The sequence below is a fragment of the Nocardia sp. NPDC005366 genome, assembly GCF_040606855.1.
Lineage (GTDB): Bacteria > Actinomycetota > Actinomycetes > Mycobacteriales > Mycobacteriaceae > Nocardia.
In genome coordinates, this window is record NZ_JBEXFQ010000025.1 from 59908 (window position 1) to 74590 (window position 14683).

Below are 14683 nucleotides of genomic sequence, written 5' to 3' on the forward strand. Positions count from 1 at the left end.
CAACACAGTGGTCCTTCGTCGACAGTGACGAGCCGCTGCGTCGCCAGTCGAACAAGCTCCGAGTGCTACACCGGCTGCTGCGAGCCGACCCCTCGTTCGAACTCGCGGTTGAGCACGGCTATGGCGAAGGCGCGGTATTCGGCGTCATCGAAGTACAGTTCGGCCGTTCCGGCGCTACCCGCGTGCCCGTCGGCGGCGGTGAAGACGTAGCCGTTGTCGCTGGTTCGGGTGATCATGAGCGGGTGCCGCACCGGCTCGCCGGTCCGGATCGCGTGTTGGATCGCCTCGAATTGGTCGTGGCCGACGGTCAGGCACTCATGGAGAGGGACTTCGTGGTCGCCGAGGCGGGCGAGTTTGTCATCCCAGACCAAGGTGCGGGCGGCGTCGCGGTAGATCATGACGCATGCCTGCTGGGGTGAGCTGGCGACAGCCTTGCGGAATTGACTCACGGTCGGTGTCGGCAGCATGGGCGATCCTTTCGAGCGCGCGGAACCGTCCGGTTGTCCCGGTTCTCGCACCAGTCCACGTTACGACAGGGTGGCGGTAGCGGCGAAGTTGCAGCGTCGTGCGTCATCGTCGGCATCGATGTCGGTGGGGTTGTCGGCGTGCCAGTCGGTGGCATACGTGATGCCGGGTTCGGTGAGTGTCCAGCCGTCGAAGAAGCTCGCGAACTGCCGCCGGGTGCGCAGGGTGACGGGTGTGCTCGCTTCGGCGAACACCGACGCACCGGCGGCGACCTGGCTCCTGATCTCGGGACCTGCGTCCTCGAGGGAGACGTGGGTCATCGCGATCTGGCTACCGGGCGGCATCACATTACGGAGTTGGGTGAGAACGGCAGCGGGGTCGTCTTCGTCGGTGATCCAGGGCAACACCGAGATCAGGAGCAGCCCGATGGGCTGGGTGAAGTCGAGCAGTCTGCGCGTCTCGGGGTGCTCGAGGATGCGTGCCGGTCGGCGCAGATCGGCATCGACCATAGCGGTCGTGTCGCCGAGCTGGTGCCGGGTGAGCAGTTCGCGGGCGCGGTTGACGGCTTCTTCATCGTTGTCCACGTAGACCACGCGCGGGTCGGTGATGAGTTCGCGGGCGACTTCGTGGGTGTTGCCACCGGCGGGCAGTCCCGATCCGATGTCGAGGAATTGCCGGATTCCGTGACTAGCCATGTGCCGCACGGCGCGGCCGAGGAAGGCCCGATTGTGCCGCGCCCACTTCGGATAGAAGGGGATCGCGGTGTAGAGCTGGTTGATGAAGGGAAGGTCTGCTTCGTAGATGACCTCACCGGTGATCATGTGCAGGTAGATGCGCGCCGAGCTCGGCTTGACGGTGTCGAGGTGGCGAGGTTCGAAGTCGGGTGCGGACATCGACGGGTTCCTATTCGGTGGTGGTCGCGGGGGCGGCTAGCGCGTGACGGTGGGCCGGTTGCGCAGTCCGCGCACCAGGTGCTGCATGAATTGCCGGGAATCGGCGGGGCTCAGGGCGGTCATGGTGAGGCGGTTGAAGATCTTGTCGCGGATGGCGACGGCCGGCTTGTCATCGATGTAGCGGATCTCGCCCTGCGCTTCGACCACGGCCATCTCCAGGTCGCCCGCGGCGCCGGGCGAGGGGACGCGGACCAGGATGTAGCGGTCCTCCATACCAGCGCCGGGGGCCTGGTGGGTGAAGGGCATGACCTGGAGTTGGATATTCGGTCGCCCGGATAGTTCGATCAGGTGGCCGATCTGGTCGACCATCACCAGGTCGTCGCCGTAGGTACGGCGAAGGCAGGACTCGGACAGGATCGCGTGGAACTCCGGTGCGTCACGAGAGAAAAGGATCTGCTGGCGCGCGGTTCGGGATTCGATGTAGTCCTCGACGGTGACGGCATCGGGGTCGTGGTCGTCGGGCTGGAACGGTTGGTGCAGCGCGCGGATGTAGTCGGGATGCTGGAGTAGGCCGGGGATGATCTCGGCGGCTGTTTCGCGCACGCGATCGGCCACGGCTTCGAGATCGACAAGAAGTCTCAGTTCCTCGATGTAGGCACGCCGGTACCCCGAGGTCCAGTAGCCGCGGCGATGGTTGTCCTCGCGCAGGTCGAGCAGAATCTCGAGATAGCTCTCATCGTTGATCCCCAGTTCGGTGACCAGCTTCTCGATCGCTTCGGCAGTGAGGTTGCCGGTGCCCGCGATCGCGGCGGCGATGCGTGACTGACCGACACCGACGATCCGGCCCGCGTCGGCCTGCGTGACACGCGAGCGCCGCAGCAGGTCATCGATCTCGCGTCCGAGCAGTACCTTTCGCGCGGTCCTGGCCATGGCCTCCCACCCTATCCCGCAGCACGATCGAGCCCTTTCCGCTCACTTTTCTGATTATCAGGTTAGATTATCATTCAAGATAATCTGCACGAGGCGAGATCGCTCCGGTGGTCGATGTTCAGGAGAGCGTCGACGTGCGAAGGCAGAGTGGATGCCGAATCGGTGCACACGGGCGTCAGGGCCGGCAGGTGGTGTCCGGAGATAAGGGGTAGCCGGTGGAGCCGTCGACGTTGCGCGATCCGGCGCTCGAGTGGGCGGACGATGCCGGGGCGAGCGGGCAATCGTGGGGCGAACGGCTGCGGTCGTTCCGGCTCGATCGCCTGCGGATCAGCCGCAAGGACTTCGCCGAGTTGATCAACTCCCGCGCCCGCGACGACCGTGTCAATGTCGCCTGTTCCGAACGTCATGTCGCACGGTGGGAAGACGGTGACGTCTACACACCGAGCGCACCGTATCGAAGTCTGCTGATCACACTCGGCGCACCGGTCCCCACCCCACCGAGAAACCCGCACGCGTTCGACCTGCCACCGACACCGAGCCCGCGCAGGCAATGATGCCGTGGTCTCTCGGGTCGGATGCTCCCGGGCCGCGGTGCACGCCCGAAGCGACGTTGTTGGAGGCCGTCGCCGCCGCGGTCGTCGGCTCCCCGTCCGCGTTGGTCCCGTGGCTCCCGCGACTCGACGAGGCGCCCGCGACGGACCAGGACGAGAGGGACGGGCTTCTGGACGTCGATGATGTGCGGGCGGCGACGGCGCGTTTGCGGTCCCTCGATCAGCAGCGTGGCGGCTTCGCAGTCACCGATTCCGCGACCGCGTTACTGGGTTCGATACCGGACCTGCGCAACCTGTGGCACGACGAGAACGCCGATCACGCGATCCTTGTCGCCTCGGCAGACCTGACGCGATTGATCGGATGGGCCTTCCACGACGCCGGAGATCAGTATCGCGCGCGCCAGTTCGCCACCCTGGCTCTGATATTCGCGCGCCGAGCGGGCGAAGACAGTCTGGCGGCGTCGATCCTGTACGTGCTGGGTCGCATCAGCGTGATCGAACGCGACCCGCGCACCGCCCTGCGCATGTTCCAGCTCGGCCAACTTCCCGCGCGCGACGCCGCCGACAGCGGCGAATCCGCCAGACTGTACGCCAACGAGGCATGGGCACACGCCATGCTGGGCGATCGCCACCGCATGGATTTCGCCTTGGCTCGCGCCGAGGACGAGATCAACCGCGTCGGTGACATCGTCGCGCCGTGGACCCGTGTGTTCTTCACACCGGGCGAATTCACGGGCATCCAGGCCGTCATCTACAACGAATATGCCACCACCGCGCCCCGCGTCGTCGCCGACCGGTATTGCCTGGCCGCCCTCGACAACGCCCGCGCCGCCCTGCGAGCCTGCGCACCGGGACGGCCCGCCCGCAGCATCCTGTTCGACAACATCACCGCCGCCACCGCCTGTTTCCGACTAGGTGAGATCGACGCCGGACTGTCGTTCGCCACCGCCGCCATTGGCATGGCCGAACACATCACCAGCGCCAGAGTCGCCGACCGGTTCGAGAACATGGTCCGCTGCGCCGTGACCGCGACACCACGCAGCGACGTCCGGGACATGTTCTACGCGGTCAAAGCGAGCCTGCTGGCCATCTCTCACCCCTCACGTCACGCGACCACGAGCCGAGCCAGTAGCGCATAGGCTGAGGGGTGTGGCGACCGATATCGCGGCCGGGCGTGCCGCCGAATTGCATCGCATCGTCGAGCTGGCCTGCGCCCGAGTCGGATTGAACCCCCACGGGGCCGAACTCATCAAATACACCGTCAACGCCGTCTACCGGCTCCCCCGCGAACATGTTGTCCTGCGCATCGCCTCCGGCCCGGTCGGGGTCTCTCGGGGACAACACGTGGTCACGATGGCTCGCTGGCTGCACGCCCGCCACGTCCCGATCGCAACACTGCTCGACGCCGATCAACCACTGACGGTCGCCGGCGATTACACGGTCACGTTCTGGCACGAACTCGACCGGCGAACAGACTGGGCCGCTGCCGATCTCGCATCGCCGCTGCGTCGACTTCACACGCTCGCTCTCGACCCCGCCGACCACACCGCGCTGCCGACGTGGGATCCGTTCTCCACCGCACGCGATCGGCTCGCACACGCCGACATCGCGGTCTTGGCGTCCGCCGACGCCCGGTGGCTGGGCGAGCAATGGGACCAGGCCGAACAGGGATTCCGTCGCGTCCAGGACCAGTTGCCGACCGGCGTCATCCACGGTGACCCCCATACCGGCAACCTTTTGCAACGAGACGATGGCACGGTCGTGCTCTGCGACCTCGACGAGTCCGGGATCGGGCCTCTCGCATACGATCTCGTCCCGCAAGCGGTCGGTGCGACCCGGTTCGGCCGTCGCGACTTCTACCGCGAGTTCGTCCACGCGTACGGCAGCGACGTCCGCGATGATCCGGTGTGGCCGATCCTGTCTCGCATCCGCGAACTGATCATGGTCACCAGTGTCCTACCCGATCTCGAGCACCGCCCCACCGTCGCCGCCCAACACGCACACCGGCTGGCCACACTCCGAACAGGCCGCCACGACGTCCCCTGGGACCTCTACACCTAGAGCCCGCGCACGGCGTAACGGCTCTCCGCTCAGCAGGACCCGGCCAGCGGTCTCGGCCGACGGATCGTCAACGGGTCCGGCCCGAGTCATCGAACCGGGTGTCCGAATCTGTCATGGGATGTCAGCGACGATGCCCGATTCTGCCCGACTCAATGTCATGGCGGCAGTCCTGCGGCGACGATTAACTCTGCATATGACAGCAGATGACGCAGTCCGCGCCCCACCGCATCGGCGCCGGACCGGATCGACGGAATAAGTCACACGCGCCGCTTCGGCGGCGGCAACATCAACGCGGCGGACCGCGAGGTTCTCCGGAACCGCGTTCTCCCTGACCACTTGTCGTCAGGAACACCGCCCGCGTCATCGCCCGGCGACACGCAATCCCATCTCGGGTCTGCCCGAAGACCCTCCGGGTCGCCGCTGGTCATCGGTCACTACCGCCGTTCACCTCGTCGAGGAGAACCAGCCACAAGGGGTCACAGCAATGTGGATCGGATACGCCCGCTCGGACCTGCTGTCCAGACACGACGCCGATACTTTCGATCGATCCGTGCACGAATTCGCCGCACGCCACGGGTTCGGGGACGGCCGAGTGTACTTCGAACCGCTCGCTTCGGAAATCTTGATCGGTGAGCTTCTCACCGAGATCGACCGCACCCTGCCGGTGTTGAACCGCCTCGAGTCGCTGGCACGATCACGAGGGGTCGATCTGAGACGGCTTCTGAAGCCAGGTCACCGGCGAGCCGATCTGCTCTGGTCGATTTTGTCACAAATTCCGGAAGCGACCGACCTGCGCTTACTGGCACCCGCCCGCCACCACCTATCCGATCTCGAATCGTCAGGACGGGCGGCACTGTCGCACCTCACCGCCCTGCCCACGCTCACCCTGCATTATCTCGACCAGAGCGCGCACCAGCCGGATCGGGTTTCAGGGCCGACCCCCGAACACGACGCGGGCCGCGAACAGGTCGTGGCCGAGTCCCGGGTCGGCGCGATCCCGGCGGCGGCGCAACTGGACGCCGCCGAAGCGCTCGCTCGTCACCGATGGCCGGAGGTGATGGAACGGGTCGACGCGGTCTATGTCGCCCTCATCGGCGACCGCCACCAACCGGCCACCCGATCGATGTGGCTCGACCCCACCCCGATCCACGACACGGTGATCCGCACGCTGGTCGACACCCTGACCGGAGCGTTGGCGGTCGAACTCGACGAACCGTGTCAGCGAAGCGATGAGCCCTCCCACGACCTGGTTGTCCTGTGCGAGCGTGTGCAGCGCTTCCCCAGCGGCGCACACACCATCACGCGCTGCACCCTTCCGGCCCGAGTGAGCACGACCGGCGAATCCGCGGTGAGTCGGCGATGAGCACCACAACGCCTCTCACCGATCCGCTGACGATGCCGGAAACCCATGCCCGACAGCGTGATCACAGCGGGGCGATCGACAACCTTCTGGAACCTCGCGAACTCCACCTCGCGGTGGCCGGACGCGGTGTCGAGGGCGGCTCGTCGCTGATCGGGTGGGCCCGCGAGCTCGCCGACATCCACGCGAGCCTGCTCAGCGCGGCGGTCTCGGTGGATCGGCGTCCGACCGGGTTCGATGAGATCGCCACTCGCGACCACATGGCCACGGTCATGGCGGCGATCGACGAGTGGGCGACATTCCACCTGCCTCGACCGGTCAACGCCGCCCACCACACCCATCCTCTGGGCGAGGTGATCAGCCACTACGCCGAGATCTTCGCTCGATCCCAGTGGATCTTGCGCCACACCACCGACACCGAACACCATCACGAGGCCGCGCTGCGGATGGCCCAAACCCACCACGGCTACACCGATCTGGTCGCCGCGATCCGCGCCCGACGCGTCCAACTTCCGCTGGGCTGGCGAGCAATCCAGAGGCTGCGATGAACCGCACCACACCCTCTCCAGCGCACCAGCCGGACCCACCGACATCACGGGCCGTCGGCATCGACTCGTCCTGGTTCGGGGTGATCCCGTCCGCGCACATGCTGTTCCGCGCCTGGAACGCAGGAGAGTACGTCGCTGCCGACTACCCGTTCCCCGCGCTGGTCGATATCGCGGTCCAGATGCTCGATGCCCACCACCATTACCGGGCCGCTTTCAGCCGATTACTGGGGCTCCCGCCAGGGCATACCGACAGCGCCGACATCGACCTCCTCACCGACGCCCTGCACACCGCCCACCGCCGAATCGCCCAACTGATCGACCGCATCGATGACCATCTCGCCCGCATCCTCGCACCGCCGACACACCCGACGGCGACCTGCCATCGCACCGGTCTCGGCACCGAGGTATCCCAGCTGTGTGGCTGCTGGATCACCGCGATCGACCCCACCGTCCCGGTCGAACCCGATCCCGAGGCACACAAGTCACTGTTCGGCCGAGCCGTGGTCTACGACCTGCTCGCCGCCGACGTCGCGGCCGGAAAGGTCTATCTACCCAGTCGTGTCCCGCCTCCGATCAGGACACGGCACTGACCGCGCCTCACACCGCGACGGCGTTCACCAGGAAGGAAGGCACGAGCATGGCATTTGGCACCGTGAAATGGTTCAACGACGAGAACGGATTCGGATTCATCACCTCCGATCTCGGCCCGGATCTGTTCGTCCGCCGAGCCGACATCGACGAGGGAACAGCGCTGCACCGCGATCAGCGCGTCGCTTTCGACCCGGTCGACAGCCCGAAAGGCCCCCTCGCGCAGAACGTCCGGCCTCAATGAACGCCCCCGTACCCAGCCGCCGCCAGCGCAGGCACCGAACCCAGCGCCGAATCCTGGTAGCCGCGCGACGACTGTTCCTCACCCGCGGCTACGCGGCGACCCACGTCACCGAGATCGCCAAGAACGCCGGATACACCACCGGACCGCTGGGCAAGCACTATCCCCACAAGCACCAGCTCGGCCACGAGGTCGCCGAGACCCTGACCGCGCTCGCCATACGCCAGCTCTCCGATGCCCGACCAACCGACCGCAGCAATCTGGTCACGATGCTCTCGTCGTGGGCGAATACCGTGATCAGCCACCCCGAATGGATCTGGTTCGAACTCGGACTCGCCACAACAGCACCAGAGCACCGCGACCGGCACACCGACCGCAGACAACGTATCCACGCGGCACTGACCGATCTGCTCGCCACGACTATCGAACCCGCGCCCGGAAGCGATCTCACGATCACCGCCGCAGCGCTGCTCGCCACGTTGGTCGGATGCACCGTCGCTACGGTCGGCAACACCGTTCAAGACCACCACCGAGTTCGTACGCAGATCGAACTCGTCCTGCACGCTACGACCGAGCCCGCGTTCCCCAGCAAGACCAACCCCGACGAGGAGAACCGCTCCATGTCCTATCAGGCCCGGACCCCGCACGCCTGCGACGACATCGACCCGCCTCAGACCACCGACCACGACCACACACTGGCGACAACCACACCCGCCGACGACGATTCCGATGTCGTCACCGCTGTACGCGCCGGGCTCCAAGCGGTGCGCGATGACTGAGCCTGCCACGCCGTCGCCCGCCACACTATCGGGGTCGGCCACTGCCCGAGACGAGTACGAAGGCGGCACCGGCTTCGACGAATCGCCCAACACCAGGCCGTCGCGCACCTCGAGACCGCCCTTCCCGGCTTAACCCAGTGCCAAATGATCTGCGGTCCCCGGTGACCCGATAGACTCCGCCCGGTGGCGCACCACTTCCTCGACAAATCGTTCGTGACGCACTCCGGTTCGATCTCGCGAACGAGTCCCGATCGCGGCCGATGAGGCCGGTCACTGTTCCTTCCGACGTACTCGATCGCGAGGACTTCGCGCGTCACAACATCCCGGTTCCGGCCGCGCTGGACCGGGCCACCGTCGAACTGGTCGCCGCCAGGTCGGGTAAGTGGCACGCCCGCAACGGATGTCAGTACGGGCGTGAGGGAGCCTTCCAGCAGGTCCCGCTACTCGGACTCCGGTGGGACGAAGTCTGCCGCAACTGCGGCAACGCCGCCCGATCCGTGGACCCCGCGCACGCGAGCACCTTGCGAGCCGTCGCCGAGCTGAGCACGATGCACCGGCACATCGACGCGTTCACCCGCACCCTCGCCGACCACGGCACCGGGTTCGAGTGGCTCGACTACGCGCGATGGCGTGCCCGATGCCCGATGTCGACAGAATCTATAGCGGGATGGATGGACCGGATCAGAGGCGTTCGCGGATACTCGCGCACGATCGCCGCCATCAACAGCGCCGCCGTCGACTACCTACGCCGCCACGAGGAACTGGTCGCGCAGCTGGCCCAGCGGCTCGGCTCCGACGACGACGAGGACGGATTGCTCGATCGAGCGATCGACATCGTGAACACCGACTCACCGGCCCGCGCGGAAAGCGCTCTGCTCGCGGCCATCACCGGGACCACCGATTCCGGGATCAGGGTCTACGGCCTGTCCGATCGGACCTTCGACGCGTGGACCTCGGTCGCGGGTCTCTGGCTCGCCGCCCACCGGCAAGGCGACTCCGATCCCGCCACGATCACCGCCGATGCCACACGCTATGTCGCCCAACACCTGTCCCAGGTGACCGACCTGCCCCGGCTACCGGTCGATTCCACGGTGGCGGTCCATCCTGTCGACACCCCGCAGAGCTGGGCAGATCGAATGTTTGCCAGGTTGCGGGACCGGACCATCACCGCCTGGGTGGACCGCGCGGAATTGGCGCTGTACGGGCTGCGCGGAGTCCATCGCCGCGACGAAAGCACCGAACCCGAACGCGCCCTGATGGTCCCCGGGTGGCCGCTGGACGTCGCCTCCCGCGCGCGACTGTCCTATCTGACCCAATACCCGCACCTGCTGGCGCCCGTGCCGATCGAGCTCCGATCCCTCACCAGATTGTCCTACGACTTCGACGATCGCGACGGGACCACCGTGGCGGTGCTGCGGGTACCCGACTACGCCGCCGAACAGGCGCACGCCATTTCCTCCCACATCCGCTCCGTACCGTTGACCGGCGACCTCGACCCCGCCACCGCGGCTCGCCGACTGCTGCGCGAAGTCGGTGTCGTGGTCCATCCGCTCGACCTGGCCGACGCACCCGAACCGTCCCCGCGGGTCGAGGCCGAACGCCGCCGCCTGGCCACCGCACATCAGGACACCGAGTTTCAGTACCATTCCCGCCCGTTCGCCCTGAACAGCGGCAAGCGTCCCGCGCGCCTACACGGCGAGGACCGTAGTCCGACCATCTGGGAAGCGCGTGCGGCGTTCGACCATGCCGGATCGGTCTTTATCCCCGGTGTCGATGATCTCGGACTGTTCGTGTTGGCGTTCTCCCGCGCCAACGTCCACACCCCCTCCGACGTGCAGGTCCGGCTCGAAATCGCCGCTGCGAAACCCCCGACGCTCCATTCGCGGCGGGGCCTGCTGCCCGAGATCGAGCATCCGCTCACCGAGCAGACCGCAGGACTGATCGATCTTCCCGCTGCCCTGTACGGGATCACCGGAGATCGCAGCGCCGTGCTCTTGGAGATCAGTCCGTGCCGTGAACCGGTCGCTGTGCCGCTGACCTGCATCGCCCTCATCCAGAGCGTCCGCCGATAGAACCTGTCGAGGAATCGGCCGAGGTGACATCGAATCGGAGGTTCGCGGCCGTAAGAGCCGCTGTGAGTGTAGCGCTCGCGAGAGGTCGGCACATGCGCCGATCGTCGTCCGAGTGCCGCCGGATCCCCTTCCCTGCGGCACCCGGACGGTGTGGGGCATGTCGGGGTGTTCGCTCAGGTGAGCCGAGCAGACCGCGTGTACGCCGGTGGGCTCGGTTCGCTCACCGTGCGGGTTCACCCGCGAATGCCATCGTCGAAGACCGGCAGGTAGTCGTGGTGAAGGAGTCTGTCGGCGGGTTCCGCCGCAACATCGTGCGGTAGCGGCCCACGGTCGCGGGCCAGGGGTTGGTGATCGCGCCGGTGGCGTGCTTGTACCAGCTGTGCGGGCTGTGCGGCCACACCGTCTTTCCGATGGCCCGGTCCAACCATTCCTGGTAGACCGCCATCGCGTCGGGGTCGACTTCTATTGCCGTGGCCCCGGTTTCGTCTCGCATGCGCAGGCAGGCCAGGATGTAGTCGATCTGGAGTTGTTTCATCGCCGGGTTGCTGCCTGCGGGGGTGAAGGTGTTGGGGCCAGCGATCAGGAACATGTTCGGAAATCCCGGCACCGCCATGCCGTAGAAGGCGGACGCTGCGTCGGCCCACTGCTCGTGCAGCATCCGTCCCTCGCGCCCGGTCACGGTGACCTCGGCCAGGAATTGCGACGCGTGGAAGCCGGTGGCGTAGACGATGGTGTCGGCCCGGTGGTGTGTCCCGTCGCCGGTGGTCAGCCCATGGGTCTCGAGTTCGCGGATCGGTGTGGTGATCAGCTCGACGTTCGGTCTGGCCAGGCTCGGGTAGAAGGCGCTGTCGAGCACGATCCGGGTACCGCCGAGCGGGTAGTCCGGTGTGAGTTTCGCGCGCAGCGTCGGGTCGGGGATGTGGTGGCGTAGATGGTGGCGGGCGAGCGCTTCGGCAGGGCGGGCGGTCCAGCCGCGGCGCATGATCGGTGCGAGCAGATGATCGGCGCCGGTGTACAGCAGCCGACGATAGATGTCGTGCGCGCCCGGGATCGCCAGTAGCGCGCCGGTGAGCGGCCCGAACGCCGGTGCGGGTTTGGGCAGCACCCAGTGGGGTGTGCGTTGGAAGACGCGGACCCGGGCGGCGACCTCGGCGAGGTGGGGCAGGATCTGGGCGGCGCTGGAGCCGGTGCCGATGACCGCGACGGTTCGTCCGGCCAGGGAATGGTCGTGGTTCCAGCGCGCGGTGTGGAAGGTGGTGCCGCCGAATTCGCCCGGCAGAGTGGGGATGTGGGGGCGGTGCAGTTGGCCGAGGGCGAAGACCACGGTTTCGGTCCGGATCCTCTGTCCGGTGTCGGTGACCAGTTCCCAGCAGCCGCTGTGGTCGAGGTAGGTGGCCGAGGTGATCGCGATCCCCGGCCGCAGGTGCGGCGCGAGTCCTTCCTGGGCGATGATGCGGCGCAGGTAGTTCAGGGTCGCGCGTTGGTCGGGATAGCGGATACGGCGATCTCGGTAGGGTGCGATCGGCAGCGAGTACAGGTGGGCCGGAACGTCGCAGGTGCATCCGGGGTAGGTGTTGTCGCGCCACACTCCCCCGATCTCGTCGGATCGCTCGAAGACCGCGAACCGGGTGACACCGGCTCGTGCCAGTGCGGCGGCCATGCCGATTCCCCCGAATCCGGCGCCGATGACCGCGACCTGGAGCGGCATCCGGTTCTCGGCGGATCGTTGTCCGGGCATGGTCGGCGACGTCTGGTCGAATGGTGTCGTCATGGGCGGTCGCCGATCGTGAGATGGGCGATCGACGTCTCAGGTGATCGCGCGGCGATGACTGCGGGCAGGTCGGTGTGCGGGTGCAGGTCCAGTGGTGTTCCGGGGTCCGATATGTGCCATCGGTGGCGTAGCGCGAATCGCGTCTGCATCGGTTGGGTGGTGTCGAGGTGTCCGTAGATGATCCGGACGTCGGATTCGTCGCAGATCTGGACGGCTCGCCGTAGCAGCGTGGAACCGATTCCGTAGCGCTGCCACAGCGCGTCGACCGCTATCCCGTGTAGTTCGACGGTGCTCAGCGCGGCGTGCAGTACGGCGGCGTGTCCGGTGTCGGACAGTCGCGCGCACAGCAGCATCGACGGTCCGGCGGTCAGTCCGCCGATCGGGAATCCGTCGACGAGGGCTACCAGTGCCATCGTGCGCGCGGCGACGACGGTGGGGATGCTGACCGGCGCGCGGCGTCGGTGTCGCAGTGCGGCGGCGAATCCTCTTGTCAGGCCGGTGGACAGCAGTCGGGCGTCGTGGATGCCGAGCAGGTGGTCTCTGGCCAGCGGTGGCAGCGGGTTTCCGGCCACGTCACGCCAGCGGGCGATCTCGCGCACCTCGCGGTGGGTGATGGCGTGGCGTATTTCGACCGCGGGTGCGGTCGTATGAGTGGTGGTGAGCATGAGGGGTCAGTCCTTCGGTGTGGTCTGCGAGGGCGCGGCCGACGGTGCGGTTGCCGGGGGAGGTCTCGCGAGTTCCCCGGCAACCGCGTCGCGGGAAATTCAGCGGAGGTTGTGGGTGAAGAACCGGTCTTCGCTGGCGGTGTGGATGGTCAGCTCGATTCCGGCGAGTCGGTCGAAGTCGATGGCCGTGCCGGGGGTATGGACGGTGAGGCCGCAGCCGCGATAGAAGCTCGATAGTCTTGGGGTGTTGGGGAATTGTCCGTAGAGCACGTGGGCTTTGAGTGCGCGTGAGGATCGGATAGCGCTGCGGACCAGGGCCGCGCCGGCACCGGTGCGCCGGTGTTGTTCGTCCACGGCCAGGACCTGGATCTCGCTGGTGCGTAGGAGGGCGAGGAGCAGGTGGTCGGGGGTGTTGGCGAGGACGCGGGTCAGCAGCCACATGGTGGGTCCGGTGATGACGCCTCCGGCGATTCGGCCGTCGACGACGGCGACCGAGACGGTGGTGCGGGTGGCCGCGGCGGCGGGGACGCCGTGGGTGTCGAGGGTGCGGCGCAGCGTGGCGCGGGCGTTGGTGTGGCCGCTGCCGAGTAGTCCGTCCTGGTGGTAGCCGAGCAGGTATTCGACGAGGAAGTCCGGGTCGCCGACCCCGCTGATGGCGGCCCAGCGCACGAACTGGTTCAGTTCTGTCTCGCTGTCGATCTCGCGCACCGTGATACGGCGATCAGGGCGACCGGTGTCGAGGGTGGCGCTGAGGTGATGGGTCATGAGTGTTGTCTCCTTCATCGGGGTTGGCGGCGGGGCTATTCGGGCTGCCAGTGCGTGGTGTGCTCGTGGGTGACGACGCGGCCGAACTGGATGTCGGCGAAATGCATGCCGAACCCGCGGGTGTAGGGCTCGGCGAGTTCACGCAGCAGCCGGGCGGCGGAGTCCCGCGATTGGGCGGGGTCGTCATCGGCGGAGCTGGCCAGGTGCGGGTGAGTGATCTGGACGGGTGTGGTGAGGGCGTCGCCGAACACGACGAGGCGCTCGCCGAGGCTGTCGAGTAGGTAGCTGGTGTGGCCGAGGCTGTGTCCGGGTGTGGGCAGGGCGCGCACGCCGGGGAAGAACTCGCCGTCGGGGAGGGGACGGATCTGGTCTGCGAAGGTGGCCAGTACTTCCGGGGGTGTGCCGTCGGCGACGGCGAGCTCGCGTAGCTCCCATTCGGTGGCGCTGGCCAGGACCGGGATTCCGGCGAAGACGTTGATGGTGGTGTCGGTGTGGGCCTGCCACAGCCAGCCGATGTGGTCCATGTGCAGGTGGGTCAGCGCGACGAGGTCGATGTCGTTGACCGATTTCCCGGCCGCGGCGAGGCTGTCGATGAGTTGCCCGCCGCGCAGTTGCCCGACCGGGGTGGGGACGGCCAGCGGGCCGAAGCCGGCGTCGATGAGCATGGCGCGGTCGCCGTATTCGATGAGCAGTGCGCCGACGCTGGCGACGAGGTAGCCGTCGGGGTCGAGCAGGGCAGCGAATTGGCGCCATACCTGGTCGTCGGCGTCGGGGAGCCAGCGGCGCGCGTCCAGCAGGGCGACGCCGTCGGGGAGGTAGGTGACGCGGTGGTGTCCGAAGACCGCGCGGCGCAGTCCGGCGGGGCGGGTGAGTCGAGCGTTGGTGACGGTCACGGTGGGTTCTCCTTCTCGTGGTGTCCGAGTTCTGTTGTCTCGGTGCGGGATCGGCCGACGGGACTGTCGGCGGCGAGGGTGGTTGTCGGGGGCGGGCGGGT

16 protein-coding genes are annotated in these 14683 nt (G+C 67.2%); 9 read left to right on the forward strand and 7 right to left on the reverse strand.

What is annotated here, in order from left to right; genetic code table 11:
* Positions 1 to 65: 65 nt before the first annotated feature.
* The 3 genes from ABZS43_RS25620 to ABZS43_RS25630 are packed head-to-tail and all read right to left on the reverse strand — an operon-like array spanning position 66 to position 2288.
* Positions 66 to 467, reverse strand: a complete 402-nt coding sequence (locus ABZS43_RS25620; RefSeq protein WP_355038500.1) for a hypothetical protein — start codon at positions 465 to 467, stop codon at positions 66 to 68.
* Positions 468 to 527: 60 nt separating this feature from the next.
* Entirely contained in the window at positions 528 to 1358 is an 831-nt protein-coding gene (locus tag ABZS43_RS25625; protein ID WP_355038501.1) for an SAM-dependent methyltransferase, read from the reverse strand.
* A gap of 36 nt (positions 1359 to 1394) precedes the next feature.
* The gene (locus ABZS43_RS25630) at positions 1395 to 2288 is read right to left on the reverse strand and encodes a helix-turn-helix transcriptional regulator (protein WP_355038502.1); all 894 of its coding nucleotides are present in this window, start codon (positions 2286 to 2288) and stop codon (positions 1395 to 1397) included.
* A gap of 215 nt (positions 2289 to 2503) precedes the next feature.
* On the opposite strand from ABZS43_RS25630, the gene ABZS43_RS25635 reads away from it, so the two are divergent.
* The 9 genes from ABZS43_RS25635 (at position 2504) to ABZS43_RS25675 (ending at position 10488) form a co-directional block, all read left to right on the forward strand.
* Positions 2504 to 2842, forward strand: a complete 339-nt coding sequence (locus ABZS43_RS25635; RefSeq protein WP_355038503.1) for a hypothetical protein — start codon at positions 2504 to 2506, stop codon at positions 2840 to 2842.
* A 59-nt stretch (positions 2843 to 2901) separates the two neighbouring features.
* On the forward strand, positions 2902 to 3978 hold the full coding sequence (locus tag ABZS43_RS25640) for a hypothetical protein (RefSeq protein WP_355038504.1): 1077 nt from the start codon (positions 2902 to 2904) through the stop codon (positions 3976 to 3978).
* Between the two features lie 10 nt (positions 3979 to 3988).
* Complete coding sequence (locus ABZS43_RS25645) at positions 3989 to 4900, forward strand: aminoglycoside phosphotransferase family protein (protein WP_355038505.1); 912 nt, start codon at positions 3989 to 3991, stop codon at positions 4898 to 4900.
* A 484-nt stretch (positions 4901 to 5384) separates the two neighbouring features.
* Positions 5385 to 6263: a hypothetical protein gene (locus ABZS43_RS25650; protein ID WP_355038506.1), complete on the forward strand. Its 879-nt coding sequence runs from the start codon at positions 5385 to 5387 to the stop codon at positions 6261 to 6263.
* Positions 6260 to 6808 (forward strand): hypothetical protein, encoded by a 549-nt coding sequence (locus tag ABZS43_RS25655; RefSeq protein WP_355038507.1) that lies wholly within the window; start codon positions 6260 to 6262, stop codon positions 6806 to 6808. Before ABZS43_RS25650 ends, ABZS43_RS25655 begins: the two co-directional genes overlap by 4 nt.
* Complete coding sequence (locus ABZS43_RS25660) at positions 6805 to 7398, forward strand: hypothetical protein (RefSeq protein ID WP_355038508.1); 594 nt, start codon at positions 6805 to 6807, stop codon at positions 7396 to 7398. Before ABZS43_RS25655 ends, ABZS43_RS25660 begins: the two co-directional genes overlap by 4 nt.
* A 47-nt stretch (positions 7399 to 7445) precedes the next feature.
* Positions 7446 to 7640, forward strand: a complete 195-nt coding sequence (locus tag ABZS43_RS25665) for a cold shock domain-containing protein (RefSeq protein ID WP_355038509.1) — start codon at positions 7446 to 7448, stop codon at positions 7638 to 7640.
* Positions 7637 to 8416, forward strand: coding sequence for a TetR/AcrR family transcriptional regulator (locus ABZS43_RS25670; RefSeq protein WP_355038510.1), 780 nt, complete (start codon positions 7637 to 7639; stop codon positions 8414 to 8416). The genes ABZS43_RS25665 and ABZS43_RS25670 overlap by 4 nt, the downstream gene beginning before the upstream one ends.
* 260 nt (positions 8417 to 8676) lie before the next feature.
* The gene (locus ABZS43_RS25675) at positions 8677 to 10488 is read left to right on the forward strand and encodes a hypothetical protein (protein ID WP_355038511.1); all 1812 of its coding nucleotides are present in this window, start codon (positions 8677 to 8679) and stop codon (positions 10486 to 10488) included.
* A 220-nt stretch (positions 10489 to 10708) separates the two neighbouring features.
* On the opposite strand, the gene ABZS43_RS25680 is transcribed toward ABZS43_RS25675, so the two are convergent.
* The 4 genes from ABZS43_RS25680 to ABZS43_RS25695 form a co-directional block, all read right to left on the reverse strand.
* Positions 10709 to 12259: an NAD(P)/FAD-dependent oxidoreductase gene (locus tag ABZS43_RS25680; protein ID WP_355038512.1), complete on the reverse strand. Its 1551-nt coding sequence runs from the start codon at positions 12257 to 12259 to the stop codon at positions 10709 to 10711.
* The gene (locus ABZS43_RS25685) at positions 12256 to 12924 is read right to left on the reverse strand and encodes a GNAT family N-acetyltransferase (RefSeq protein ID WP_355038513.1); all 669 of its coding nucleotides are present in this window, start codon (positions 12922 to 12924) and stop codon (positions 12256 to 12258) included. The genes ABZS43_RS25680 and ABZS43_RS25685 overlap by 4 nt, the downstream gene beginning before the upstream one ends.
* A 99-nt stretch (positions 12925 to 13023) precedes the next feature.
* Entirely contained in the window at positions 13024 to 13689 is a 666-nt protein-coding gene (locus tag ABZS43_RS25690) for a GNAT family N-acetyltransferase (protein ID WP_355038514.1), read from the reverse strand.
* A gap of 35 nt (positions 13690 to 13724) precedes the next feature.
* Positions 13725 to 14582 (reverse strand): MBL fold metallo-hydrolase, encoded by an 858-nt coding sequence (locus tag ABZS43_RS25695; protein ID WP_355038515.1) that lies wholly within the window; start codon positions 14580 to 14582, stop codon positions 13725 to 13727.
* Between the last annotated feature and the right edge of the window lie 101 nt (positions 14583 to 14683).